24 protein-coding genes are annotated in these 24,941 nt (G+C 36.1%); 10 read left to right on the forward strand and 14 right to left on the reverse strand.

The features are described from left to right. Positions 1-175: 175 nt before the first annotated feature. Positions 176-580: a GtrA family protein gene (locus tag SOI84_RS10020; protein WP_414153588.1), complete on the forward strand. Its 405-nt coding sequence runs from the start codon at positions 176-178 to the stop codon at positions 578-580. A 22-nt stretch (positions 581-602) separates the two neighbouring features. Here the strand turns inward: SOI84_RS10020 and SOI84_RS08435 are convergent, their stop codons facing one another. Continuing rightward, positions 603-2,132: a GMC oxidoreductase gene (locus SOI84_RS08435; protein WP_320674089.1), complete on the reverse strand. Its 1,530-nt coding sequence runs from the start codon at positions 2,130-2,132 to the stop codon at positions 603-605. Positions 2,133-2,320: 188 nt separating this feature from the next. Between SOI84_RS08435 and rffA the strand changes: the two genes are divergently transcribed. Next, complete coding sequence (rffA, locus tag SOI84_RS08440) at positions 2,321-3,481, forward strand: dTDP-4-amino-4,6-dideoxygalactose transaminase (RefSeq protein ID WP_320674090.1); 1,161 nt, start codon at positions 2,321-2,323, stop codon at positions 3,479-3,481. A 1-nt stretch (position 3,482) separates the two neighbouring features. Here rffA and SOI84_RS08445 read toward each other — a convergent pair whose 3' ends face one another. Together SOI84_RS08445 and SOI84_RS08450 are read right to left on the reverse strand one after the other, a co-directional pair. Then, on the reverse strand, positions 3,483-4,469 hold the full coding sequence (locus SOI84_RS08445) for a Gfo/Idh/MocA family oxidoreductase (RefSeq protein WP_320674091.1): 987 nt from the start codon (positions 4,467-4,469) through the stop codon (positions 3,483-3,485). Then, the gene (locus SOI84_RS08450; RefSeq protein ID WP_320674092.1) at positions 4,466-5,896 is read right to left on the reverse strand and encodes an NDP-hexose 2,3-dehydratase family protein; all 1,431 of its coding nucleotides are present in this window, start codon (positions 5,894-5,896) and stop codon (positions 4,466-4,468) included. The genes SOI84_RS08445 and SOI84_RS08450 overlap by 4 nt, the downstream gene beginning before the upstream one ends. 460 nt (positions 5,897-6,356) lie before the next feature. On the opposite strand from SOI84_RS08450, the gene SOI84_RS08455 reads away from it, so the two are divergent. After that, positions 6,357-7,322, forward strand: coding sequence for a GDP-L-fucose synthase (locus SOI84_RS08455; protein ID WP_320674093.1), 966 nt, complete (start codon positions 6,357-6,359; stop codon positions 7,320-7,322). 162 nt (positions 7,323-7,484) lie between these two features. Here the strand turns inward: SOI84_RS08455 and SOI84_RS08460 are convergent, their stop codons facing one another. The 6 genes from SOI84_RS08460 to SOI84_RS08485 all read right to left on the reverse strand — a co-directional run bounded on the left by SOI84_RS08460 (position 7,485) and on the right by SOI84_RS08485 (position 11,307). Further along, positions 7,485-8,633, reverse strand: coding sequence for a Zn peptidase (locus SOI84_RS08460; RefSeq protein ID WP_320674094.1), 1,149 nt, complete (start codon positions 8,631-8,633; stop codon positions 7,485-7,487). Positions 8,634-8,879: 246 nt separating this feature from the next. Then, positions 8,880-9,182 (reverse strand): hypothetical protein, encoded by a 303-nt coding sequence (locus SOI84_RS08465; RefSeq protein ID WP_320674095.1) that lies wholly within the window; start codon positions 9,180-9,182, stop codon positions 8,880-8,882. Positions 9,183-9,212: 30 nt separating this feature from the next. Next, complete coding sequence (locus SOI84_RS08470; RefSeq protein WP_320674096.1) at positions 9,213-9,368, reverse strand: hypothetical protein; 156 nt, start codon at positions 9,366-9,368, stop codon at positions 9,213-9,215. A gap of 112 nt (positions 9,369-9,480) precedes the next feature. Then, positions 9,481-9,657 carry a hypothetical protein gene (locus SOI84_RS08475; protein ID WP_320674097.1) on the reverse strand — a complete coding sequence of 59 codons (177 nt, stop codon included), beginning with the start codon at positions 9,655-9,657 and terminating at the stop codon, positions 9,481-9,483. Positions 9,658-10,506: 849 nt separating this feature from the next. Continuing rightward, a complete protein-coding gene (locus SOI84_RS10025; RefSeq protein ID WP_414153589.1) occupies positions 10,507-10,647 on the reverse strand; it encodes a high light inducible protein in 141 nt (46 codons plus the stop codon). A gap of 507 nt (positions 10,648-11,154) precedes the next feature. Then, a complete protein-coding gene (locus SOI84_RS08485; RefSeq protein ID WP_320674098.1) occupies positions 11,155-11,307 on the reverse strand; it encodes a hypothetical protein in 153 nt (50 codons plus the stop codon). 513 nt (positions 11,308-11,820) lie between these two features. Between SOI84_RS08485 and SOI84_RS08490 the strand changes: the two genes are divergently transcribed. The 3 genes from SOI84_RS08490 (at position 11,821) to SOI84_RS08500 (ending at position 14,863) form a co-directional block, all read left to right on the forward strand. Continuing rightward, positions 11,821-12,066, forward strand: a complete 246-nt coding sequence (locus SOI84_RS08490) for a hypothetical protein (RefSeq protein WP_320674099.1) — start codon at positions 11,821-11,823, stop codon at positions 12,064-12,066. 1,658 nt (positions 12,067-13,724) lie between these two features. Continuing rightward, positions 13,725-13,862 carry a hypothetical protein gene (locus SOI84_RS08495; protein ID WP_320674100.1) on the forward strand — a complete coding sequence of 46 codons (138 nt, stop codon included), beginning with the start codon at positions 13,725-13,727 and terminating at the stop codon, positions 13,860-13,862. A 404-nt stretch (positions 13,863-14,266) separates the two neighbouring features. Then, positions 14,267-14,863 (forward strand): nitroreductase, encoded by a 597-nt coding sequence (locus SOI84_RS08500; RefSeq protein ID WP_320674101.1) that lies wholly within the window; start codon positions 14,267-14,269, stop codon positions 14,861-14,863. A 150-nt stretch (positions 14,864-15,013) separates the two neighbouring features. Here SOI84_RS08500 and SOI84_RS08505 read toward each other — a convergent pair whose 3' ends face one another. After that, positions 15,014-15,217 carry a hypothetical protein gene (locus SOI84_RS08505; protein WP_320674102.1) on the reverse strand — a complete coding sequence of 68 codons (204 nt, stop codon included), beginning with the start codon at positions 15,215-15,217 and terminating at the stop codon, positions 15,014-15,016. 308 nt (positions 15,218-15,525) lie between these two features. On the opposite strand from SOI84_RS08505, the gene SOI84_RS08510 reads away from it, so the two are divergent. The 3 genes from SOI84_RS08510 to SOI84_RS08520 all read left to right on the forward strand — a co-directional run bounded on the left by SOI84_RS08510 (position 15,526) and on the right by SOI84_RS08520 (position 18,145). Beyond that, positions 15,526-16,392, forward strand: a complete 867-nt coding sequence (locus tag SOI84_RS08510) for a DMT family transporter (protein ID WP_320674103.1) — start codon at positions 15,526-15,528, stop codon at positions 16,390-16,392. Positions 16,393-16,556: 164 nt separating this feature from the next. Next, positions 16,557-17,222 (forward strand): SDR family oxidoreductase, encoded by a 666-nt coding sequence (locus tag SOI84_RS08515; RefSeq protein WP_320674104.1) that lies wholly within the window; start codon positions 16,557-16,559, stop codon positions 17,220-17,222. A 308-nt stretch (positions 17,223-17,530) separates the two neighbouring features. Continuing rightward, positions 17,531-18,145, forward strand: a complete 615-nt coding sequence (locus SOI84_RS08520) for a hypothetical protein (protein ID WP_320674105.1) — start codon at positions 17,531-17,533, stop codon at positions 18,143-18,145. A gap of 12 nt (positions 18,146-18,157) precedes the next feature. Here the strand turns inward: SOI84_RS08520 and SOI84_RS08525 are convergent, their stop codons facing one another. The 4 genes from SOI84_RS08525 to SOI84_RS08540 form a co-directional block, all read right to left on the reverse strand. Continuing rightward, positions 18,158-19,060, reverse strand: a complete 903-nt coding sequence (locus tag SOI84_RS08525) for an MBL fold metallo-hydrolase (RefSeq protein ID WP_320674106.1) — start codon at positions 19,058-19,060, stop codon at positions 18,158-18,160. Between the two features lie 323 nt (positions 19,061-19,383). After that, positions 19,384-20,322 (reverse strand): hypothetical protein, encoded by a 939-nt coding sequence (locus tag SOI84_RS08530; protein WP_320674107.1) that lies wholly within the window; start codon positions 20,320-20,322, stop codon positions 19,384-19,386. Then, the gene (locus SOI84_RS08535) at positions 20,312-20,752 is read right to left on the reverse strand and encodes a sulfotransferase family 2 domain-containing protein (protein WP_320674108.1); all 441 of its coding nucleotides are present in this window, start codon (positions 20,750-20,752) and stop codon (positions 20,312-20,314) included. The genes SOI84_RS08530 and SOI84_RS08535 overlap by 11 nt, the downstream gene beginning before the upstream one ends. A 1,370-nt stretch (positions 20,753-22,122) precedes the next feature. Next, on the reverse strand, positions 22,123-22,761 hold the full coding sequence (locus SOI84_RS08540) for an SOS response-associated peptidase (protein WP_320674109.1): 639 nt from the start codon (positions 22,759-22,761) through the stop codon (positions 22,123-22,125). A gap of 708 nt (positions 22,762-23,469) precedes the next feature. Here SOI84_RS08540 and SOI84_RS08545 point away from each other — a divergent pair. Continuing rightward, positions 23,470-23,745, forward strand: coding sequence for a hypothetical protein (locus SOI84_RS08545; RefSeq protein ID WP_320674110.1), 276 nt, complete (start codon positions 23,470-23,472; stop codon positions 23,743-23,745). Positions 23,746-24,941: the final 1,196 nt, after the last annotated feature.

The raw sequence follows: 24,941 nt of genomic DNA on the forward strand, positions 1-24,941 counted from the left end.
CGATTTTAAAAAAAATTCTAGCATTAAGTAGCTTTTGCGCTAAGCCAGAATATTTCCAGCCAACTTTTTATAGAGTAATCTTACCCTCCCCCTTAACCATATTAAACTTTTCTAATTTTATCAAGGTTACTTGTTAGTTATTAAGTAGACTTTCTTTCTCTCCTCTTTACTATTTTTGCATCTCTTAACCCTTTCACTTATACAGCGTATAAAAAGTATTTTCATAAGATACAGTTTTTTTCGATTTATTCTTGTCGGCCTTGGAGGTGAGGTTGTTTATCTATTTTTGTATACATTGATTCTTTTACAAGGACAACCTGCAAAAAATGCCGTTTTCTTGGCTGGCTTACTAGGTGTTCTTTTAAACTCCTTTACTCATTCTAAAATAACTTTTAAGGTTAAATACAGCAGAAAAATAATTGTCCTTTACTCTTTAGTTCAAATCATATGTTTGATCAGCGTTACTTTACTTGCCTCCATTCTTCAATATTTAGCATTTCATCCCTTTATAATAGGAATCATTACGATGATATTATGGGCAGTGTTGTCATTTTTTCTAATCCGTAATCTCTTAACTTAGAAAACTATGACCTTCTTCACTGCTAAAAATCTTTTTCACTTGATCCATGAATTTTCTTTAGACAATCTCTAGCAACTCTCCTACCATTTGTCATTATCAATAACGCGATAGTACTACCTGGGATTGAGGGGAAACCAGCAGAATCAGCTACATATACGCCAGGCAAACCGAATACTTCTCCTGAAGGGTAACAATCAGATAGTTCTACAGGCCTTTCTTTCATGGGTGTCGTTCCTCCAAAGTGCCATCCCCCTAACTGATTACCTCTGAGCAACTGTGATAACAACGAAGTAAAAGGTATAGGGATTAAAAATAATTCATTGAATTTGATTAGCACGCTTTTAAATAACTCATAAAATGCTTTTTTTGGAGAACGGTTCTTGTTTTCACGTATAGTCATTTCTTGAATGTAGCGCTCATTAGTTCTTTTGGTATTGCAAACTATCAAGCTGGGTATTCCTATATTTGAATGGTAGCAAGTTATTGAAAATTTTATAAAACTTGTAGCCCAAATATAAATAGGGTAAATTATTTTAGGTAACTTAGACTTTATTTGCCTTGTGATCTCACTATTAATTGGTCCTAACTGAGTATGACACCATGTGTTACCTGTACTTTGTGATCGCATTTCTAAAAAGTGTGAACAGAGTTCGCTACCTCTTATTTTCGAATGTTTAGATGATTTATTTATGCTAAGATTTAGATATGCCTGAAGGTATATCGGTGCTGAGTAAAGCGAATAGTAAGTGGTTTTATCGATATTATTGTTTAATGATCTTATACTTAAATCTACAATTCCAGTTGTATTTATGCAGCCTGCACATAATAAAACTCCATCGTACACCCTAGACTCTTCATGGCTAATTTGGTTAAGCTCAGTATTATACTTTTCAAATATAATCTTATTTCCACTCTTAGTTCCTTTTATGGATAGAACATTACAGTTTGGGATATAATTAAATGAACTAGATCTTATAAGTTCTTTCAAATACCCCTCAGGTTTAAATGGTGTAATCATTTCTTTACCCGATTTTTTTACATTCCTAGTAATTGCTATACGTGAATGTCCTAAAATTAGGTCAGCTTCGTCCTTTTTCCTTTCATCATTAGTATTTATTTCATTCTTGCTACTAATGTTGAAAAAATAATCTAAATCATCTTCTCCTCTTATTAGTTCTAGACAGTCGATTATGTGATCAACATCGATTTGCTTCGGTTGTGAACCTTCAGGCCATTCACTTAAGTCGTCACTTTTAGGAAGTAGCATTGAACCACTATATACATTGCTGAACCCTAACCATGCGTGACTTGAGCATATTCTCTTACTATGAATCTTCCTAGACCATCGATTATCATTTAGACCATATGCAAAATATGACCCTTTATAGAGTTTGCTGTTAGGCACAGCTTTGTTTGTACAAAATAATTCTTTCTTTGTTAGCCCAATATCATATATGTCTACCAGTATTTTTTCATCTTCAGAAAGAGCCGAACAGGCACCAAAGCTTGCCAGTCCCGAACCAACTACAGCAATTCTTTTTTTATTGGTCAATGCATATTTCCATCTTTCATTACTGTAACATGTTTAAACTTCCTTTATAAGACAGATACAATCACTACTTACTTTACCTACCTTGAAAAGATCCATGATTAATAGGCCTCATAGAATATTACTTAAGGTAACAAAGTTATAATAAGCTAATGATTAGATATTTATATTGTAATAACTGCCTTTTGTAAATGCCAAAACCTTTAACTATACCCTTTAATAAGCCATATATATCAACTAAATGTAATGATTACATGCTAAAGGCCTATCGATCGGGAAAGCACTGTGGTAATTATGATTGGACCAATAAGTCAATTCAATTAATCAAAGAGAAATATAATACATCAGAGATATTCCTAGTTCCTTCCTGCACGGCTGCTTTAGAAATGGGAGCAATGTTAGCCGGTCTCAAGCCTGGTGATGAAGTCATACTTCCATCTTATACATTTTCATCTACCGTAACCTCCATAATGCTTTTTGGTGCGCGGCCTATATTTTGTGACATTAATCCAAGCACAATGAATATAGATGTTAACCAAATAAAACCATTAATAACTAATAAAACTAAGTTGTTACTCCCAATTGATTACGCAGGTGTCCCTTGCGAGCTAGATAAAATTAAAGAAATTTCAAACAAGTATTCAATACCAGTATTGGTCGATTCAGCTCAATCTTTCGGCTCATTAGACTCCAATAGTAAATGGTGTTCTTCTGAAGCTGATTTGATAGCCTTCAGCTTTCATGAAACAAAAAATATTAGTTGTGGAGAAGGAGGAGCATTAGTAGTTAATAATAAGGAATGGATTGAACGAGCTTATATATTGCAAGAAAAAGGTACTGACAGAAGAAATGTCCTCCAAGGAAAACTATCAAAGTATCACTGGGTAGACTATGGCTCAAGTTATCTGCTATCTGATATCCTTGCCAGCATTCTTTGTGGTCAATTGGAAGACGAAAAAACTATTATGAGTAGCAGGGCTAATGTTACTCAATTATACAGCGAAATTTTGCGCAAATTTGAGAATCAAGTCAATGTGATTGATGAATCTCAAAAAGACAAATATAACCATCACGCATATTATATTGTTTTTGAAAGTCATCAGAAGAGAAATTATTTTATTTCTCTTCTGCAGCAAGATTTCAAGGTATCTGCATATGTCGGATACTCTCCACTACATTCATCACCTATGGGTTTGAAGTTAGGCTATAAGCCTAGTGACCTACCTGTAACCCAAGACCTGGCAAATCGGATTGTCAGACTTCCTATCTATACAGAGCTTGGGCAATCAAATAACCAATTAGAGTACTTAAAGTATGCTATCGAGACGACACTTTTGTCAGTATTGAAATAATCTACTTCTTGGAAAGTTTTCTTATCTCATCCAATAATCTCATATTATCCAATATTTCTAAAGACTCAATATCCTTTAATTTGTGATCAGAAATTAATTTGTAAAAATAAATGAGCATATTTTTGAATTGATTATCTTTTTTAAGCTCAATTTTTTCCGAACCCGACTCTTTCTCTAGATGTAATGTAGGCTTCATATCTAGAGGTGATGTAAATATCCTGGAGGTCGACAATTTCCCTTTTTGGCCCCAAATTTCTAAGTTACATTGATAAAAATTGTTGAACCCGAATGCTAAGGAAGCAACAATACCAGAGCCTTTCTCCTCAAGGTGTGCTCCACCCCACATATCTACTTCATAGCCCTTTGGAGTGTGTAAGGTTGATGATTTAACTGACAAACCTACCCCCAGCAATAACTGCGATATTTTTGTTGTATAACAACCCACATCTAGGAGCGCACCTCCACCTAGACTGGATTGGTATCTAATATTGTTAGTGTTATTAAACAGAGGAAATCCAAATGACGATCTGATCGTTCTTAACTCGCCTAATTGGCCTGTCTGAATGATCTCTGATATTGACCCAAGTTGGCTATGAAATCTAAATTGAAATGTCTCAAATATCGCAAGTTTCTTTCTTTTAGCAACACCAACAAGTTCTAATGCCTCCTGATAGTTAGTTGTAAATGGTTTTTCTAATAAAACATTGACATTATTTTCAAGAGCACACATTGCACATTTAAAGTGTAATGAATTAGGTTGTGGTATGTAAACGGCATCGATACAATTCGAATTTAATAGCTTTTTGTAATCATGAAAAAATTTACATCCATATTCCCCGGCTATTTTTTCCGTGTTAATTATATCCCTTGACGAAATTGCTGACAATTTATAATGATTTGGTAGAGATAATATTTCAGGAATTATACTTCTCTTGGCAATTGATGCTAGCCCAATTACACCTATTCGAATTTTCTTTTCATTTTTCATGTTAATGGCACCATGGCAAGTATATTCCTTAGTTGTATATTTAAAAAGTTATTAAATCGATTCAGATAAGAAAGTTGGCCTAAGGTTATCCATATATAGTTATCAGGAAGGTCCTGATTGAAATCATCTTTTGCTACGATGAAAATATTTCTATTTTCTTCTTTATAAAATCTACCTCCTTCATCAGATTGCATAGAATCTATTAACCTTTGATTTGTACCGCTATTTAAAACGTATTCAAGAAACGGTACGCAGTATCCATCTTCTCCAAGATAACTTCCTGTGAGGCATTGAACAGTAGGTGCTAATTCTATTACATCTCTATTGCCACACTCTAGCTTTGCCTGCACAATCAAGTGCAATATTCCATTTATCATTTTCCCAATAGTTGCACAAATTCCATTCTGCGAAGACTCTACTATTGGTTGTTGCCAACTGAGCGTCTCTCTACTTCCAATCGAGGCTGATACCCCAAAAATTCTAAAGTATTTCCCATCTTCTCGACTTATCTGCTCGTCAGTTACAGACCATTCACGCATATTCGATAGCTTTATTTTTTCTACTTCGAGAGTACTTTCACTTTTGACTCTTGTGATGAAGTTAAGTATCTGATCAAGATCATATAGGGGTGTACCCATGCCCGTAAAGGAACCTATCGATATTGATTTACTTAAGGAAAGGGTTGGGGGTACATTATCAACTTCTGATAAACTATTTAGAGTAAAAGGTGAATACCTGATTCCAGAAATAACTGACCTAGTGTCCATATTTACGGTATTATCAAACTTCATTAGTGACTTAATTTGATTCAGGGTTAGCCATCTGAATCCATGCTCAAGCTTCATTTCTTCTTTTACTTGAATAATAATATTTCGATTCCTCTTCATTAGGAATCTCCCTCCTTGCTCTGATTGAAGGTTATCTAATAGGATATTTTCAGGCGAAGCCCGGAGAAAATATTCAAGATACATTGGCTTCTTGCCTTTATGCAACCCCATATAGTTGCTACGTGTTGCTTGTAGTGTTGGTGATAGTTGAACGTAATTAATATTCCCAGGCTCTATCTTTGCCTGAACCAAAAAATGCAATACACCATTAAATGATTTGACGATGAATCCTAAATATCCAACTTCATTCTGATTGATTATTGGCTGATCCCATTCGCTGATATTTTCTAAATTTGTCTTAACTCTGATTCCTTCTATTCTGAAGAAACCTCCTGATTCATGCCTTATGCATCCTTCATCAGCATCATATATCCAACCTTCTAATGGCGTTAGATGAATTCTCTGAATGTCAATTGAAATTTCATCCTTAATGGTTTGTATCCATTTAAAAACATCTTCCAGACTACCTGAAACACTATAATCAGTAGTGGCACTTTTCAAAAAATCTTGCCATGACGGTAATTTTCGACTTGATCGCATTGGAAAATCGACTAGTTAGCTTTTTACCATCCATTAAGCATATCTGGATAGTCTCGTAAAATCTCTGTTGTTTCATGTGATGGTATTACTTGCTGATATTCACGAGCTAAATCAAAGAATTATCTTAAACTCATAAAAGCAAGTCGCATCTTTGTTCATTTGTGTAATGTTCTTACTACCCTTTGTGGGGCTTGGGGTAGTGGGTGAAAAGCAAAAGCCTCCTTGCTGCATACGCTTCTCTTTTGTTTCTCTGTATAGATTTTCAGCATCAGCAACAAACTGTTGGCCAGAGAAAGCTGTTTCCACCTCACAGATGTATTCAAGACTTTTTGTCGAAGTAGCTGCGAGTTCCCAGCTCTTAAAATCTTACTATACTCTGATTGTGTTTTCGAAATCTCAATATGTTTTTTTGAAAGACTCTAAAAGTATTAATTCGATGAGTTTATAATATAATATTTGTATGCAAAACCTTATCCAGTTAAAAGATCGTATCTTTATAGCGGGCCATAACGGTATGGTTGGAAGTGCTATTTGCCGGTCTCTTTTGAGCAAAAATTACACTAATATTTTAACAGCAAATCGATCTGATTTAGACCTAGAGGATTTTGATTCCGTAGATAACTGGATACAAGCAAGTCAACCCGATGTAGTTGTCCTTGCAGCCGCTAAAGTTGGGGGTATAGAAGCAAATAATATGTATCCCGCTTCTTTTCTTTTGCAGAACCTAAAAATACAGAATAATGTAATCGAAGCCTCATGGAGGAATGGAGTTAGAAGATTACTATTCCTAGGGAGTAGTTGTATATATCCTAAGTATGCTATTCAGCCAATTAAAGAAGAGGCTTTGTTGGAATCAGCACTCGAGCCAACTAATCAGTGGTATGCGATTGCAAAAATATCAGGGATAAAGTTGTGCAACGCACTTCGCATTCAATATGGGTTTGATGCAATTAGTCTTATGCCAACTAACCTTTATGGACCTGGAGATAATTATCATCCTAGGAACAGTCATGTACTTCCTTCATTTATAAGAAGGTTTAATGAGGCAGCAGAAAAAGGAGAGAAATCAGTTACATGTTGGGGAAGCGGATCGCCCTACCGCGAATTTCTACATGTAGATGATCTAAGCGATGCTTGTGTTTATTGCTTGGAGAAATGGAAGCCCAAAAAGGATGAACTTCAGTTTTTAAATGTTGGTACAGGAGTTGATCTGACCATAAAAGAATTAGCAGAAACCGTTGCAAATATAACAGGCTATCAAGGTCAGATTTTATGGGACAAAAGTAAACCAGATGGTACACCACGAAAACTATTAAATATAGACCGAATATCTACCCTAGGTTGGAAGGCTAAGATCCCTCTTGTTGATGGATTGAAGGATACAGTTGCATTATTTAAGCAAACCAATCATCAGTTGAGAACTTAAAGATAACTTCTTAAAATCAATCCAAACTTTCTTCTGATATACAATTCTCAAGTAGCGTTTATTTATTAAAGGTCAGCTAATAGAACTCAAATCAAAAGCCCTCTATAAGTTTCTTATTATTTTCTGTTATACTAATGCCGGATCACTTGTCTATAGAGATTCCTAACAATATCTCTTGGCAAGGTTTTGCGCTTGTCCCTTACGATCTGAATATATCGACTGAGCCTTAAATCCGTCGCCTTTAATATCAAACATCTTGCTTGTACAGTTAAGGGTCAATTTCCGCTTTCTGAACCAACCTTCCGGTTTTGCTTGCCCTTGAAGAAAAAGTGAATTAACGCAATCTTCGCTAGCCCCTTGTGAACAATTGATTGCACCAATGACACCTGCAAAAATATTCCCAGCGATTTGCCTGCCTCTTTCAATCTCAAACCGATAAACATCAAAATATAACTTCCTATCTTTAATTTTGTAGCTTCTGCCAACTCTTTTTGAAAAGGTTTCATTAGTATCTTGCAGCCATTCTCCTGCAAAACTTCCTACACCCATCGATTCATCATTGAAGCCATTCATGAAAGAATTAAATCTATTTTTGGGGTTGTCATGCTTTGAGAGTAAATGAAAATCTCCAACACTAAAAAAGAGATTCGCACCCTTAGTAAAACCTTCTAAAGGCATCAACTTTTTAGATATTGCATAAGCCAAGTACTTTCCAGCCCTCCAATCAGCCTCATTCTCCTCATTGTCAAGGTACTTTTCTCTGCCAATATGATAATTCACATGATGTCCAAATTCATGAGATAAAATTGCCAAGCTAAGATAACTAAGATTAAGATTTTTTCTGTCAGTGAAACCTTGAATTAATGGCCTTACATCAACAGTAATTTCACTGGAGGAAGGACAATAAATATTGGGCAACTTAGAAATTAGTTTTTTTCCACATCCCATCAAATATCCATCATCAAGGCGGAGGATAGGTATAGGAAAAGTTGCGCCACGCGCCTTAGAACGTTCGATCCAATAGGAATACATCATTTTAAAATGAAGACTCAAAAATTCCTTATCCGCAATATCGGCACTTGGTTCTCCATAGTCATATAGCTTCGCTAGTAAGTGTTGATTAGAATCAATTAAAGAAGAACCCTTTTGATTTCTTTCTGGGTAAATCCGAGAATAGTAAAGATAGCAGTTTTTGTAATCATTTCCTTTTCTTGCTTGACATGTTTTGTGAGCCATTATGTTTAGCTCTTCAGCCCTCAAAGAACTCACGCTATTAATTACAGATAGTAGTAGTAACAGGGCTTTCATCATTCATTAAGTCTACCCGCATAGTCTCTTATAACTTCAACCATTTAGAACCTCAAAACTTTGAACAGGCTTTAGGGATTCTTTGCAATCAAATATCCTAACAACTGTTTAGTTTTAATTAGCTAGAAGTTGATTCTGATTCATAGACCTTGATCAAAGTATTTTCATGGTTGCATAAACTACAGGACTTTGAAGTGTTAGTGGGCCTTCCTTGCTGGAAGGGGAGTAAGTTTTTGCTCTGATTTTTCTTCATTTAATTGCATAACCGTTTTCTACCAACTTATCGAAGACTGTTGCACCTCTTGCTTTTTTTCCAATCGGGACGGGATTGATCTGGTCAAGTACAGACGCAAAGCAAGTAATCCAGTAACTACCTTTGCGAACAGAGGCGGCTTCACAAATGTGATCTGGTGCAGCCTCTACACAACCCTGCGTTCTGGAAACACTGATGCTTGCGAGTTGAGAATCAAGCTCTAGCTCCAATATCTGAGCTTCTTCCTTTGTAATTGCTGTCCCGGCAGCATGACACTCAAGCAACATTTGATAGTTCACTTTGCATCTACTTGCAGGGGATTAATACTTTTAGTCCTTTTCGGAGTCCTGAGTCTTTTCTCGCTTTTCATTAACAGTTTCTTGATTCTCTCCTGTTTTTGAGTATGGGCAGTCCCCACTACCCCAGGCAAGAACAGGGACGGCGTTAAGAGAGAGGGCAAATGCCAAAACAAGAATTTTTTTCAAGTTGATGCAAAAATTTTATGCATCTTAAACAGGTTGAGCCGTAGTGGCCCTGTTGTATGGAGAGAATAGTGTTGGCATTAGATTTTTCCTGGCGTTCAAATATAAGATTTTCTTATTGAACACCTTGCATGATTGGAATCATTTTTCCTCCACCTTGATCATCGTCGTCATCAGAATTGCGGGCAAGAAGTTCAAAAGCAACAAGAACTACCATTGGATAAAAGCACCAAAGGATCGCTTTCCATGCTGAAAAACTATCTAAGGATGATTGAAGTTGGATTAAAGGCATAATCTCATTAAAAAAATTAGGAAAAAAATTCACAATACCCCCACAGACCCTGCAGCTAAACCAATGGCTAAGAAGAAAGTAAATTCAATTAACTCGCGAAATGGCGAATTTAGCGCAATAGAAATTTGGTGAGACATTTGTATTGATTAATTGATAGAGAATAAGTAGGTTTAGTTGATTTAGCACGGGGGCTTTGATTTTTAATCCTGTAAGTTTAATGGCCTCAAAAAAGGAAAATACCTTTTGCTTGAAAGAAGATATGTATACCAGGATTATGAAGATATTGATAATGAAAAAATAAGACTAGAAAAGCCGAAAGCAATGAAATTCTAGCCAATAACCTATAGAAAGAATCGATGTATCCTATAGGGGGCTGAGGAGTAATTAGAGTTGATAAAATCATGAAAAATTAGGTTAAATTAATTTAGAAAGGTATCTCAATATTTTTCACTTCCTGAATCCAAGTTGAATCTGGCCAGAATCGACTAGTTCCCCAAGCTTTAATGAAGTAGCTTGCTCACACTTTGAGAAATTCAATTGGTTTATAGCTACCCAATTTAATTCATCTTGGGTAATAATTCCACTAGATATGGAGGTTAAAAATAATGTACCAATACTCATTTGTAAGATGCCTCAGTGGGAATACGAAGCGGACCTTTTGCAGATCCCAATCATAAATTGTTTGATAGGCTTGAAGGGGTCTAATTCCATAGTCCTAAAAAATACCCGGAATGATTTGCCCAGTGAAGGCGTAAGTTCCTAGAGCAGAAAAGATACCGATCATCGCGCATCTTCCATTTAGCAGTTCAGAGGTTTTGTTCATTATTATGCGATATGTTAGTGATTTTGTTAAACAATTCCAGGGACGATCTGACCTGTTGATATGTATGCACCAACTAAAGCCCATAGTCCCATCATTGCGGCCCATCCATTAATGCGTTCAGCAAGAAACGGATTGGCAACAGCATCAAGTTGTGGAGAGTTTTTCATTGGAGAAAGGTGAAAAAATGTCGCTCGTCGATGAGCTGTGAAGAACTATAACGAATTATATTACGGAGTGTGACGGTTCGGCTTGCCGTATTTAGCCTAAGTATAGCTAAAATTGCTTTAGACTACCTACAATTAAAGCCTCTGGCCCACTTGTTTTTGGTATATATTTTTTATATTTATATTTTTTATTTAGACCCTCAACGTAAAAATTTAAAGGCAAATTTTACCTGGTACCTAAAATAGCTTCCTAGTTTGAGACATCGATCTGTTTTATTGTCAGGCATAGATTTCAATTTTGATTCACTATCTGACGTGGCTTTGAGGAAGCTAAAGATAGGTGAATATGATAAGTAAAACGTTTTAGAAAGCTCTAGCTATTCTTGCTTCTCCATTTGAGTTGATAGCTTTTAAGCTTTATATCCAAGCAGTTTCTTTCGTCACATTAATGAAGCTTGTCGAAAATAGGGATTTTAGGAGGCTTTGTATTACAAGGCTTTTGCCTCTTTTTTATAAAACCCCTTTCTTTGGTTTGTCTTTGTATGGTTGGTCTCCAATGTCAGGTGGCACGGTTTTGCTTTTCTCTGAGACGACGGCGCCTCCCATCCCACCCATTAAATTTTTAATCCATGCCTTAACCCTGGCAGTTACAGATTCAGCCATACCTTTCAATGGATTCAAGAACTAACTCAAATTAACTTCTTTTCTCGAACTCAACAATTCATTGGGAGGACGGTCTGCATAGTCAGCATAAGAGCTGTAAATGTCTTCGTAGAGTTGCTCAAGAAGTCATAGACATCGCTCTAGTTGTCGAAACTACGGGGTAATGCCCTCCTTTTTTCCATCTTGACGGATTGTGCAAGATCTCATTTGACTGGTTTTGTTAAGTCTTGGAGTCGAAACCATTGTCATTTTCTTTGTACGCATAGTTCAGTAGACAAAACCTTCGACAAGGTTTTCTTTATTGCTCCACTTGTTTCTGATTGGTTTCTCCTCTTTTCCCTTGATCATTTCTAAGTTGGATAAAGCTTCGCTGAGGCTCTCATTTTTGAGGCCTAAGCATTTCATACATGCAGGTTGAACAATCCTGGGATGTTTTCAAAAGAACGAATTAGCCACGCTTACAGTTGGTTTCTGTAATTGTGTTATCAATTCCTTCTTTATGGTTTTTTGACCATGTCTACTCAGGAGCTGCTAGAGGACTCTCTTCAGGACCCAGCAATAGGAGATACCTCCAGATTTCAATGGCATGCCACTCCAGTTGGAATTGCTGCATTGTGCAAAGAGAAGGAGGCTTGTCTTTCAGAAGATTTCTATGCGAATGCAATTACAGAGGGATTAGCAGTTGGGCTCGATCTCTCTAGGGAGGAAAGGGAATCCCATTACTCTAAAAAAGGCTTGGTAATTCTCTTTTACTCGTAGGAGTGAGGTTCTCTGTCTTGGATTGCTTTTCAATTTCAATTCGATTCTCATTACCTGAGAGAAGCTGATAGGCACACCAAGGGAAGTTTCCATAAGCCATTAGTGCATGCCATTCGTGGAGGGAATGGGAGGAATAACTTTTCATTTGTATTCAGTTTGGACTAAAGCAATACCTATTTTTTTTATTAAAAAGAGCTTTTATGGCGGATGAAAAAGCTATTGCAAAAACCTTTGGCATTGCGAGTGTTGTGTGAATCAACTGAATTTGGCAATCCAGTTGATTCGAGTTGTTTTTTACGAACTTAAAAATTAGAAGGTGGCTTTTCGCTATAGATGCTTGTATTGCAGTCGATTTGCTTTCTTCTGGCGAGCTCTATTGGCCCCACAAAAAAAAAAGGCCCCTCGCAAATGCTTTGGGCCTGGGTGATGGGGACACTATTTCTAAGCGACTTTGAGCCGTAATTCAAGTCCCAGATGCGACGTGATTTGGAATGCTTATTCCGCTACCTATGGTGTAGCTCTCTCTGAAAATTAAGGCTTAGTACTCATTACACAGAGTGATCTTCTTACTAGCCTCAGCGTGGCTGGGTGATGGGGATCAAACAGCTTACGAGGGTAAAAGCCTCCGTTCTGCATGCGGAGGCTTTTTATTTGGCTGAGTAGACTTTCTTGGCTAAAGCAATAAATTGTTTTCAGAGACCACTGCCTCTATTTCAAAAAAATATCCAAAACTTGTAACCAAGGAGCTTAGGTTCCTACATTCTGTTGATGTCAGTTTCTATAGCTGCAAAAGTATTTGTCCCGTTTAGCGGATTAGTTGCTGCCAAAGGCTTTAAAGCATTCAGTTTTGTCATCAGAGCCTCTTACTTAAAGATTCTCAAGAAATTTCCCTGGCTAATACTGATGCTTCTTGATTAGGGAATGCCCCAGTGAAGCTTGAAGAGAGTCCTTTGGAAAAAGAACCTCTATGAGTCATTCCTACCTAAAGGTGACACTCTTTTTTCTTCTTCAATGATTTATTAGACAATTAGCTCTCCGGGTGGGAGCCCTATTGAAATGCGAAAACGATTGCGAATGGGTTTGAACTATTCCTCCTGTTTAATTGGGGTAACAGCCTTTAATTTCTCATGAGTGAGCAGTTAATTGCATTCATATCAAAGGACTTGGATGAGAGGTTTCGGCTTTATAGTTTTTTTGATCAGGAACCCGCTCAAGAGAGCACGTGTAACAACTACCAGAATGGATAAACAAGCTAGGGCAACGCATAGAGGGCAGTGTGGAAATCCCATTTATTAGTAGCTCCAGAAAGTTGTATTTCCTTTCTAGCTTTTTAGCAGGCCTTTTCGAATAGTGTTTAGCTTGTGTTGATGAGCGATGGAAGAATTAATTAAAAGGTTGGCAGAGCTTCATAACAGAGCCCAATCTTGACAAGGCATTTTGCTATCCCAAGCCAAAAGATAACAAACCGCTTCTTTAGTGGTTTTCGCTCATTAAAAAAAAATATTTTTAGATCAAGTACTCACCCAATTACTCCAAGTATTAGTCTCGCTAAGCTATTTAGTTTGAACCTTCTCACCACAAGAACATTCTTCAAGGGGGCAAATAGAATTGATTCTCTCCCTTTTAATGAATTAGCCTTTTAAAGCTATCTAAATCAGATGACCGAAAAAAAGCCTTACATATGGAAAGACCTATTTGTTGATGCTGCAATTGTTGCTGTATTTCTTGGTGGAGCTCTTTTAATTATTGGCTCATTCCCAGAGTTTTTTGGGAAATTCCTTTCATTCTTGAAATAGAGGACTTTTAGCTTTGGGAGATGCTCCTAAAAACACTTATTGTTGATTCAGTTATGCCTCTATGGTGTTGCGTTCATAGGTTTGAATTAGCTGCAAAATTCGTGCTCCTGAGAAGTAGATGGAGGATGTCAAAAATAATTGGCTTCTTTAGAACGAGCCGAAGGCAGAACACCCAAATATCGAGACCAATCGAGAGTTTTAATTTGGATTAATTGAAATAGCTCGTTTTGCTAGGTGGAGAACTTTTGAAATGTCTTGCAAAGCTTTGAAAAGTTTAAGGGATCCCTTCTGATTTCTTGAAACTATTGTTTCTTATTGCTTATGTGGCCAGTAGTGGGTCTCTTGTCTATCGAGGTGCTCGGCGAGAGTTGTTAGTGCTTTGAATAAATTTTAAAGAGAAATTTGTGATATCCGTCAACCTTTTCGATAATTTAGTTAGAAGGTATGAAGAACCTATGGACTTACAAGAAGCAATAAAAAACCGGAGAACAATTCATTCTTTTAATACCAAGAAGGTTCCAGAAATAATTATTGAACGGGCAATAGAGGCAGCTAATTTTGCCCCTTGCCATATGCATACTTTTCCATGGCGTTTTACTAGCCTCCAAATGCAGAAAAGACAATTGCTTGTCCAGTTAGCTTTAGAGCTCAAGTTTGAGAATTGTTCACCAGATCAAATTAGCAAGGGGAAAATCTTAAAAAAGATGCTGAATCCCTCTCACCTGCTTGTCGTTAGTCAGGTAGTTAATGCTGATCCCAAAAGGAAGTTAGAAGATTATGCGGCTTGTGCGTGCGCCATCCAAAATCTATCTCTTTCACTTGTGGGCGAGGGTGTAGGGAGTAAATGGTCCACTGGAAAAATTACTACAGATAAAAATACCTATAAAATTGTTGGGATTGATCAGGGTGAAGAAGAAATTATTGGTTTTATATGGGTTGGATATGGCGAAGCACCTCTTGAAATAAAACGGCCTTTAATTTCGTCTATTTTTCGACGATAATGGCTCTGTAGTTATTAATCCAACCAGGTTTCATAAAGCTTAGAAGGAAATTTTGATTCTCAGTAAAGTCTTGCCATCACTTTAAAAGGCTTTCAAATTAGCTAATGCGAAAGTATTTTTGTCCCATTGGAGCTACAGGCTTCAATTTGATTATTGAGACTCTTCTTTTATCCATTCTCTATACCATTGACGATCGTCAAGCCACCGAATTATTGGCCAATTAATAAGAGTGGTAAGAATTAGAATTAGGAAATTTGAAAATTGCTCAGAGAAATTAGCAAAAAGAAGAGTTGGGACAACAGCCATTATTGCTGCTGTAAGCAAAGCTCTTCTAGGGGACATTTTCCTACGCATTGTTTTGTTTGCTGAAAAGTTTGAATAGAATTTTTTGAGTGAAGGTTCTGGTTTCTTCTAATATCGCGTGTATTAAAATTCCTAAATGGAAATTTACATAGCTAAAAGTATCTATTGTATCTACTCGGGTGGAAGTTAAACATGCTTGTGAGGAGCTAAAGGTTCATAATAACGCTTAGGTCACGCTCATAAGAAGGATGACTTAAGAAATGTAATCCAATTATTCTTTACACGTGTTTTCTCTGCCCCGGAGACAAGTATTTGCTGGAAAAGTGTAAGATATGCTAATTCATCCTGGCTCATAAGGTTTGTTTGGCATTATTTCTGCTTTATTAGCAGCCAGTTCTTGGACATATGCTTGTTTCTTATGGAGGCAGCAGACCAAATGGTTTTCTGCTTTACAAATTAATATTATAAAGAATATAATTGCATTCGTAGTATTCTTTCCAGCCTTATTAATTTTTGATTTTGATTCAAGCTTTAAAGCGATATTTATTCTTTTACTAAGTGGTATCATCGGAATAGCTTTAGGTGATTCTTTTTATATAACTTCGTTGAAGATAATAGGAACACGTAGAACTCTTACCGTTGAAGCTTTTTCCCCGATTTGTGCAACGATTTTAGGCTCTGTGATTTTACAGGAAATGCCATCATTAAAAGTATCTGCAGGTATTTTCATAGTAAGCATTTCTTTGCTAGGTGTGGCACTTCATAGAACGAAAAGTAATCAGATTTTGGAAGCTAATATCTCTAAAATGAAAGGCTTTGCTTTTGCTTTTCTTTCTGTATTATGTGCTGTGATTGCAGCAACTTTGTCAAGGTTCGTACTCACAAATTCTGATCTAAACCCATTCCAAACTACGGAGATTAGATTGCTCGGTGGTATTATCGGCTTATTCCCCTTTATTGAGAGGGATTTAATTACATCAATAAAAAAATTGCCTTCAAAAAACAAGTCTAGCCTTATAAAGGCAACTTTTTTGGGGACAAATTTAGGAATATTGTTTCAGCAAAATGTTTTTAGAACATTACCTCTTGGATTAGGGTGGACACTCTTGAGTACATCGCCTGTAATTTCACTTTTTGTAGCAAAAGAAGAAGGAGAGAAGCTTGATTGGGAAACTTTACTTTTAACTACAATGACAATATTTGGTATTGGAATAGTTTTGATCTGATTGATTTTGAGACTATTAAAAGCTTCAGATCGAAATTCAGGTAGTACAAGAACATTCGATACATATTTTGTTTTCACTGGATATTGGTTTTTTGTTATATTCGGAACTCTCTTTTAAAGTTGAACTAAAGTATATTCATATATTCACTTCAACCTGATTTTCCCTTGACTAATTATTTGATAACAGGCTCAAACCGAGGAATAGGATTGGAATATTGTCGTCAACTGAAAAAAAGAGGACATGATGTTATTGCCACATGCCGAGACTCTTCTCCCGAATTAGATCAACTTGGAGTAAGAGTTGAATCAGGGGTTGATATTACCTCAGGAGCATCTGTGGTGAAGCTTAAAGAGAAGTTAGAAGGCAAGTGCATAGATGTTTTGATTCAAAATGCAGGTATTGCAGAATTTAATTCTTTATCAAATCTTGACCCTGAAAGTGTTATTCGTCAGTTTGAGGTGAATGCATTAAGTCCTTTATGCCTTACACATGCATTTCTTGGAAATATGAGAATGGGCTCCAAAGTTGCACTTATGACAAGCCGGATGGGATCCATCGAGGACAATGCATCTGGTGGCTCTTATGGCTATCGGATGTCTAAGGTTGCACTTTGTATGGTAGGCAAATCTTTATCAATTGACCTAAAGTCACGAGGAATTGCTGTGGCTATTTTGCATCCTGGCTTAGTAAGTACACGGATGACCGGGTTTACTCCTAACGGGATTACCCCAGAACAATCAGTTAATGGACTTCTTTCAAGAATTGACTTATTAACACTTGAGAATTCAGGTACTTTTTGGCACTCTAATGGAGAAATTCTTCCTTGGTAATTTCTTTTGAGCTAGTCAGCTTTTGATAGGACCATCATAAAATATCTATGCTTTTCCTATAAGTTTTCGCCTTATTAAACAGTATTTTTTCCTTTCTAATAGGAGATTTTTCTCAAATCCATTCATTTAGGGTAAGCAACTTTGGATTTAATACACCTTCAAGTTCCTGACTTTTTGGATTCATTCATATAGGCCTCTAAGGCATAATGGTTATATAGAAGAAACTGGATCCTAATCCAACTATCGACTTTCGCTATTCACTTTAGTAAAAGTTTCTAAACTTGTACACGCAACATCATGGTAAAGAAATGAATTTAACCAAGTTTTTATTTATAGATATTGTATTGGTCATGGCAGGCCTTTCTTTGTGGATTATGGCTCATGCGCATAAAGGAAAAAGTCTATTGCTAAACAATTTGAAAGATGGCGAGGAGATAGATCTATCTGCTTTGAAACTTCCTAACCAGCAAAAATTGCTAGAGCTTGAAGCTATCGCGCGCAAAGATGGAAGTGGCATTTCATCTGAATCTTTAATTGGCCTCTGGCAATTTATTTCGGTGTGGAAGCAAGCAAATGATCAGGAAGATCTTTTTATGAGTGCATTATTGCGACTATTTTCAGCAAGCTTGGACATCAAAAAAGGTGAGGCGAACCAGTTTGTTATTGCAAACTCCATTCAATTTGGATTTCTTTCAATACGATTTAAGGGTTCTGGTAATTTAAAAGGTAAACAACCTTTATTACCCTTCTTTTTTGATTGTATAGAGTTTAAAGCCGGCTCCAGTGTTGTTTTCAGTCGGTTTTTGCCAAAACCAGATGAAATGAATATGCCTTTTTTTGCATTGATTTCAATAGAGCAAAATGGTAAATGGCTTTCAGCTAGAGGACGAGGGGGTGGACTTGCACTATGGGTTAAAGGTTAAAAATAAATGTTTCTATACCTTTGCGTTTGTGCTTCTTGATCCTGCATAGGAGAGTGTTTTTAGGATGGCTTTCTTCCATTCTTGAGAGTTAAATTGATGGGCATATCCATGACCAGGCAATATCCAGCTGACGTCGAGACCGATAAGCCGTTCTACTGATTTCAATTGCTCGTTCCAATCCCACCAGCAATATTCTTTTGAAGCTATTAAAGCACCTTTTTTAGGATTCCACCAAAGGTGATCTCCACTAAAAAGAATTTGTTTTTGATCTCCAAGTAAAGCAACCATTGATCCCTTGGTATGCCCGGGTGTGGGAATTAAACTAAGGTTCTTACCTAGAGGAAGATCAGCTAAGCCTATTACTTTTTTTTCTGCTTCAGGTGCTGCATCTGCATCATTTTGATGAATCCATCTTTCGCAGTTGAAAGCTTTAGCCCAATAGGCATGGTCTGCTACATCATCACGATGAGTGAGCACGATCTGGCTAATCCCACCCATCTTTTTGATTTGTCTAGCAAGTGGAGCACTCCAGCGAGGGGAATCGATAAGTACATTTCCATCTGATTTGACAATCAGCCAACTACTGGCACCAAAACTACGCTTGGAACTCCAACCGCAATAATGGATTTCACCAGCAGGATGTTTTGTGACCAATATTGGGAAAACATCAGCCGGAATGCTTTTAGTTAATTCTTTTGGGGCGCCGATTGCTGCTACAGGACAATCGACCATGGCTAAAAGAGCCTTGTTAATTTCTTTTTGATTTTTTGGTTGCGTGTGGACGAAAGAATTACTCTCTGATTGTGAAAAGTGTTCTGGGTCTATATGCCAACAACTGCCACAATCAATGCAACTTGAGTCCACGAAAAATGGACCTGGTGAATTCTGCCTGAGGCGATCGTTTAGTCGAGCCATAGTAATTTACTTACCAAATTTATCCGGTAGGCTTTGCTCCATATATTGTTTATTAAAGTTTGAATAGAGACCTCTGATCATTTTAGGAACTTTGCTTTTGAGAAATCCTCTTTTGAATTGTCCAGTAGGTGATTTCATTAATTCTAAGCAATTTTGGCGAAAGTTGCTTTTTAGAAAAGGTATTTTTAAGAGTATACTTTAGGGTAGAGGTCGTTTCATTCTGTTGGAAATCTGGAAATATTTATTCGGTACTCATTAATCTCTTCTTTCTATCCAAGATATCACTTGCTACTAAGTTGATAACTTAGGCATATATATGAATATTATTTGTTAGTCACTAATTTTTTGAGCTCTTTTATTCTAAATACTTTAATTATCGTTCTGATTACAGGCAATATTTTATGTATATTCAGAAGGAAATACTTCCTAAAATAGCAATAAAAACTCTTGTATTGACCACTATAATTGTAAAATGAGTATTCATATATCCAATTTACTAGCCATTTTGTTTTATTAGTAATTGGCCTGTCCTTATCATCAAAAATATGTACAGTTTGCTTATAACCCCAATAAAATTTTCTTTGCTGAGTTATTTCTAGGTTATTCAGAATATCAAGACTAGGTATCTCTTCAAAATTATATCTTAAGTCTACCCATTTAAACTTAGGGATGTCTCTAAAACTACAATAAGCTCTTAATGCAGTAATCCAATTCATAGAAGGATTGATTTTCAAGACTTCTTTGTATCTTTTACCTAAAACAGCATTTCCACTTAGATAGGGGGATATTGTCCAGAATTCTGGATTAAAAAGAGCTTCTAGCACATTGGTCTCACCAAATAAAACCATATCACCAAGCCATTGGTGCATAGCACTTTCCTGACTTATTAAAAGTAGTTTGTTTTCATCTTTTAAGACTTTTTGGCAGTATTTACAAATATTTTCTCTGAGAATGACTGAATCTCCCCTATATTTAAATATGCGTTCAAACCCTTTCTCTTTAGCATGTAAAATTCCTTTGTAAATCATTTCTGGGAACCCATTACCTGGGAATTCTCTGTTAACGTCATTCCAAATTATTGAATCGCACGCATCGATTGTCTTTTTGCTGGGGTAGGTTCCTGAGCCTGAAATAATAATGTATGAATCAGGATTTAATTCCCGGCATTTTCTTGCCGACATCTCTAACATCATTTTAAATTTGTACCTATCTTCAGTCAGCCATACCTGACTGATTAAAATACAATTATCTTTAGAATTCATAATTAAAATTATCTATATCATCTTTATATATATTCCCGATTATGTCCCTGGATGCGTTGTCATAATACTTTCTGTAATTCTCTACTTTAACCTTTGACTTCATTCCATGTCCCAATTCGCCTAAGAAAGTCAAGCCAATTTCTTCTGTTAGGTTTAGCCAGTCTGAATATAAATTTTCGAATCTACCTATAAAATCTAGTTTATTTTTGCCATCTATGGATGTGAAATGAATTTGGGGCTTGAAATGAGCTTCATTCCTCCACTCAGAATCTCCAAATCTATGTACAAAGTCTGAAAAGGTTTTTGTTTGAAAAAATAATGTTTTATATTTTTTCTCAAGAAAAGAATAGTTCATGAGTTTCTGGTTACCATTTCTGCCGTATGCCATATCGTTATAAAGTGAGACAAATCGATCCCATGGATTTCTCACAAAAGCAAATTTATAGTAATCATCTAGATTTAAACTAGATTAATATAGGGACAAATCTTGGATGCCCATATGGTGAAACCTAGGCTCCGGATGAATGTAATGGTTTAAAATTTCATTTATGCTAGTAGATGCAACTTTTGCTGTACAAATAAAAATATACTTCTTCCTTGCTCTTGGGTAAGCCTCCCAGTCTTTTAGTTCCCTCATGTCTGTCAAGGTATAACCTCTAAGATGAGGAATGTTTTTAAATAGTGGGTTTAGCCTTCGCTTTAATTTAGACATTTTATTATTACAAATTTGATTATAGTAATCTTCTTTATTTATTAGTTTGAACTCTGTTCTCTACGGTCAATACAATAATCGCTATCACTAATAATAGGCATAATAGTTAGGCTGATTCCATAAGATTAACATACAATTAATCCAAAGGTTCTAGAAAAGCAAAAGTAAGGTTTTAATTACAACACAAAGAAGATATTGTAATATCATAATCTTATTTTATCTCTTATCAGTCTCTATAATAGTTAGGAATTCATACAATGATTAGAATAGGCGTACTAGGATTTTCATAAATTCCATCTAGTAGAGATGCTGGAAACCCTTCTTTATCTCTTTTCTTGAGCTCAAATACCCTTTCTCACCATTCATTTGGTCTGCTTAGTTACGAGCATTGTGCTATTTCTTGACCTGCCAATCTACTTAGAAGCCTCTAAGGCTTCATTTTGTAATGTTAATAGCCAGCAGGATAGAGGTTGATTTGGTTTTTCAACGACACATAACTTAAAACCTGAAATAGCCAGGCCTGAGGTCTTAATGGGATCCGTTGGGCGATGCCAAGGAAGAGAAATTAAACTTTTCGTGTTTATATCACTACTCCGTAAGGCACTCCCAATTCAAGTATCACTTGTTAGAATCATTAGAAACTAAGTTGAACAATGGATTGGGACTCTGCCAGGAATCACTGTAAAGATCGAAACTGGGATTGGTCGTTAGATTTTATTAATCAAGTCCAAAAAGAGATGCAAGAGCTCGAAGAAAAGGTTAAAAAACTGGAGGACCAGCAGAAAGCTCAGCGATTGTATGATGCATGTACTTACTAATGGTGTTGCTAACACAGCAATCTCAATAGTATTAATTATTAGTGAATCTTTAGCTACTCCTATCCTTAATGATAGGCCAACTCCTTAGCCTTCATGTAATGCTTCTAACAATATAAATTCGATACTAAATTTATATTGTTACCGATAAAAAATAATGTCCTCTTTATTTCTACTACCTTAAACTATATGTATTCAATTTAGTAACGCTGAATTTTTTGTAAATCCTGCTTTTTGATTCCCTGTAATTTTATTATCTTAATTATGAATATTTTAAAAAAGACTCAACTGAAAAGTTGGTTTATCTTGAATTGGTGTTGCTATCCACTCCTCTGGACTCCATCCATTTATCAATGACTCTAGTCTCCTCAACTCCGCAACATTTTTATTTGGAGCTATCCAATCTTTTTCTAATCCATTTGGTATGATAACTGGCATTCTGTTATGAAGTTGCTTCATTAAAGTGTTTGGATTGGTTGTTAATATACAGCAAGTTTCAAGCTCACTGCCTTCAGGACTCATCCATCGATTCCAAATGCCTGCGAGCCAAAATGGTTGATAGTCTTTCCTGCTTATGCGATGACCTTTCTCAAAAAAACCACTAGCAGGCAACAGACATCTTTTATACCTCCAACTCCCTCTGAATAATTTCTTCTCTTTAACAGTTTCTACCCTTGCATTGAAAGGTTTTGGCTTAGATGGGTCGAAAGGGTCTTTTGCCCATTCTGAAATAAAACCCCAAAGCATGAAACAAGATGATACTTTGCCCTCATCCCTTAGTACAAGTACAGGATCATTTGGTCTGATTAATTCCTGTTGTGAGTAGTTTTTTTCAAAACTTTTTGGAAGATTTTCCTTTAAAATTAATGGTAGTTTCTCGAATTGGGTCTTGAGCTCATATCGTCCACACATAATTGGATTAAAACCGAACTAGTTAGTTTTTATAAGTGATTACGTTACACTTTATACTCTTTTTAATCATTATTCGGTTTGTGTGACAATAAACCTTAAATAGTTTAAGTATTTTTTTTCTCACATTTACATTCGAAGTGTTTTCCTTATGAACCTTTTGATTAAGCATAGTGATTTTGTTTGTTCCCAAAGAGGAGGGAAGTGATGATTTCTTTGCCGTCAGCTTTCTTAGCGATCCGATATTTAAGACTATTTAGGGTTAATGCCTTAGCTGATCTGTGTCAAAAAGAAAAGGATTCCTTTAGAGAGAACCCATCCAATCAATAAACAGATTGCAACCGTCTTTAGTGAATCCATTCGATTCGTCTAAAAAATGAGCAAATTCATCTTATAGGTATTGGCCTGTAGCCTCTCTCATAGATTTATAAATAGAGGCCTGTGAGTAACCTTTTACTGAGAATGTAAGTGTGAAATACAGATTCTTACTGTTGTTATAACCCTCTTTATATAGGCTTTCAGCCTTTGAGAACTGTACTGGTAAGACTAATGTCTCAAAACAAGCACGAAAAGATTTCCTAATACCGCTTAATTCTCCTGATTAATTCCTTTCTTTCATTACTTTAGACATTATCAAATGTTATACGCTATTGAGAAATGCTTGCCTTGCGCCTTTATTAGCTATAAATAAGTAAAGATCACATTGCTGATATGTATAAGGCCATAGATGGCACGCTTTTTCAGACCAATTGGCGTTGCAAGCTCCATAACTCAATTCTACGCAGTAATGGACGTAGTACAATCCAACAAAATATAAGACTGCTAAAACAACATCCTGAGAAAGTTGGTGGAAATAAAGAAACTGCAAAAGAACTAATTGAACTCCTTGAGGGCATTTCTGACGACCAAGCCTGGTTAGTTGCGAAAGCAATGGCAGGATTATCTCTAGAAAAAGCCCTTGAGACTGTTAACTCGATGCGCATCTAAACTTTCGTACCATTTGTTATTACTGGAAATTGCGCATTAACTTTTAGCATTTAACCCTGCTAAAGTAATGCTTGTCTATGTTTATTAATTGCCAACTGTATGATTTATTCAAAGATACGGAATGTCTTTTGCCTAGAGATCTTGCTTAATGCCTAGTAGGCTCAGAATCTTAACAGGTTTAGTTTGCATTGACTGATACATTGAGTATAATTCTTTCATGAATGCCGTTAGGTATTGTTTTTGCACTGATAGTTAGTGAAAACCAATGTCTATTGACCCAGAAGTGATTCCCCCCTTCAAGTCCTTCAGGTGATAATTCTATCCTCTTTATACCTAAATGGGTGTTTTACGGGTTTATTTGTTTGGGAACTCTTTTTTCGTGGGGATACTAAAAATACTTCTACCATTTATCTTGATGGGTCTTGCTTTAGGCTTCATTTGGAAGAAAGCTACGTCTTATTGAACCAATAACATTTAGTTTAAATTCCTAGATATGCAAACAAGCTTTATTTTTTTATTGTTAACTTCATCATAAATGTTAGAGAATATCAAGCCTTCTTTATAAGGACTATTTAGTTAAAGAGTGGTTGCCAATCTTCTGTTTTGATTGCTTTCTAAGTTTGGAGAAAATTTAGATGGAGGCTTCAAATCTTCTTAGCATGGCTGATTAGGCTAGAAGGTAGGATTTCATTAGGAAATAAGAGGTATTTAAATTAATCAATTTGTAGTTTTGAAGAAATCGCTCCGGATGGATCAGTCTTCTTTGCTTCATTCAACGAATCTTAAACCAGACGAACCCCCATTCTTTTACAATGAGTACAGAACTGGGAAAGCAAAACGGCCTCTGATGCTAAAACCAGAACCCCTGCTATTTTTTTTGATTATTTTAGTCGCAGGATCCCTAGCTGTTTTTTCCTTGGTTCAAATCCTAAGACAAATGTTAAACAGGCAGATTGCCGAACAAATTGAAAAGATTGTCCCTTTAAAAAGATTTAGAAGCCGTATAGAAGTCAGGATTAAATGGCAGTAGGTGAATTAAATGTGGTACTTAATTTTCTATATATTTACTTTAAGATTAAAATTTTAAGGTTTAAAAAACAATAAAGTTTAAATATTTTTCTGAGTCTTTTCCCCCATTTGTGTTCCGTCCCTTTAACTTACTTTCACAAGAAATGGATTTATACTTTACCAGTGGT

This window comes from Prochlorococcus sp. MIT 1341, from assembly GCF_034092415.1.
In the GTDB taxonomy this organism is placed as follows: Bacteria; Cyanobacteriota; Cyanobacteriia; order PCC-6307; family Cyanobiaceae; genus AG-363-P08.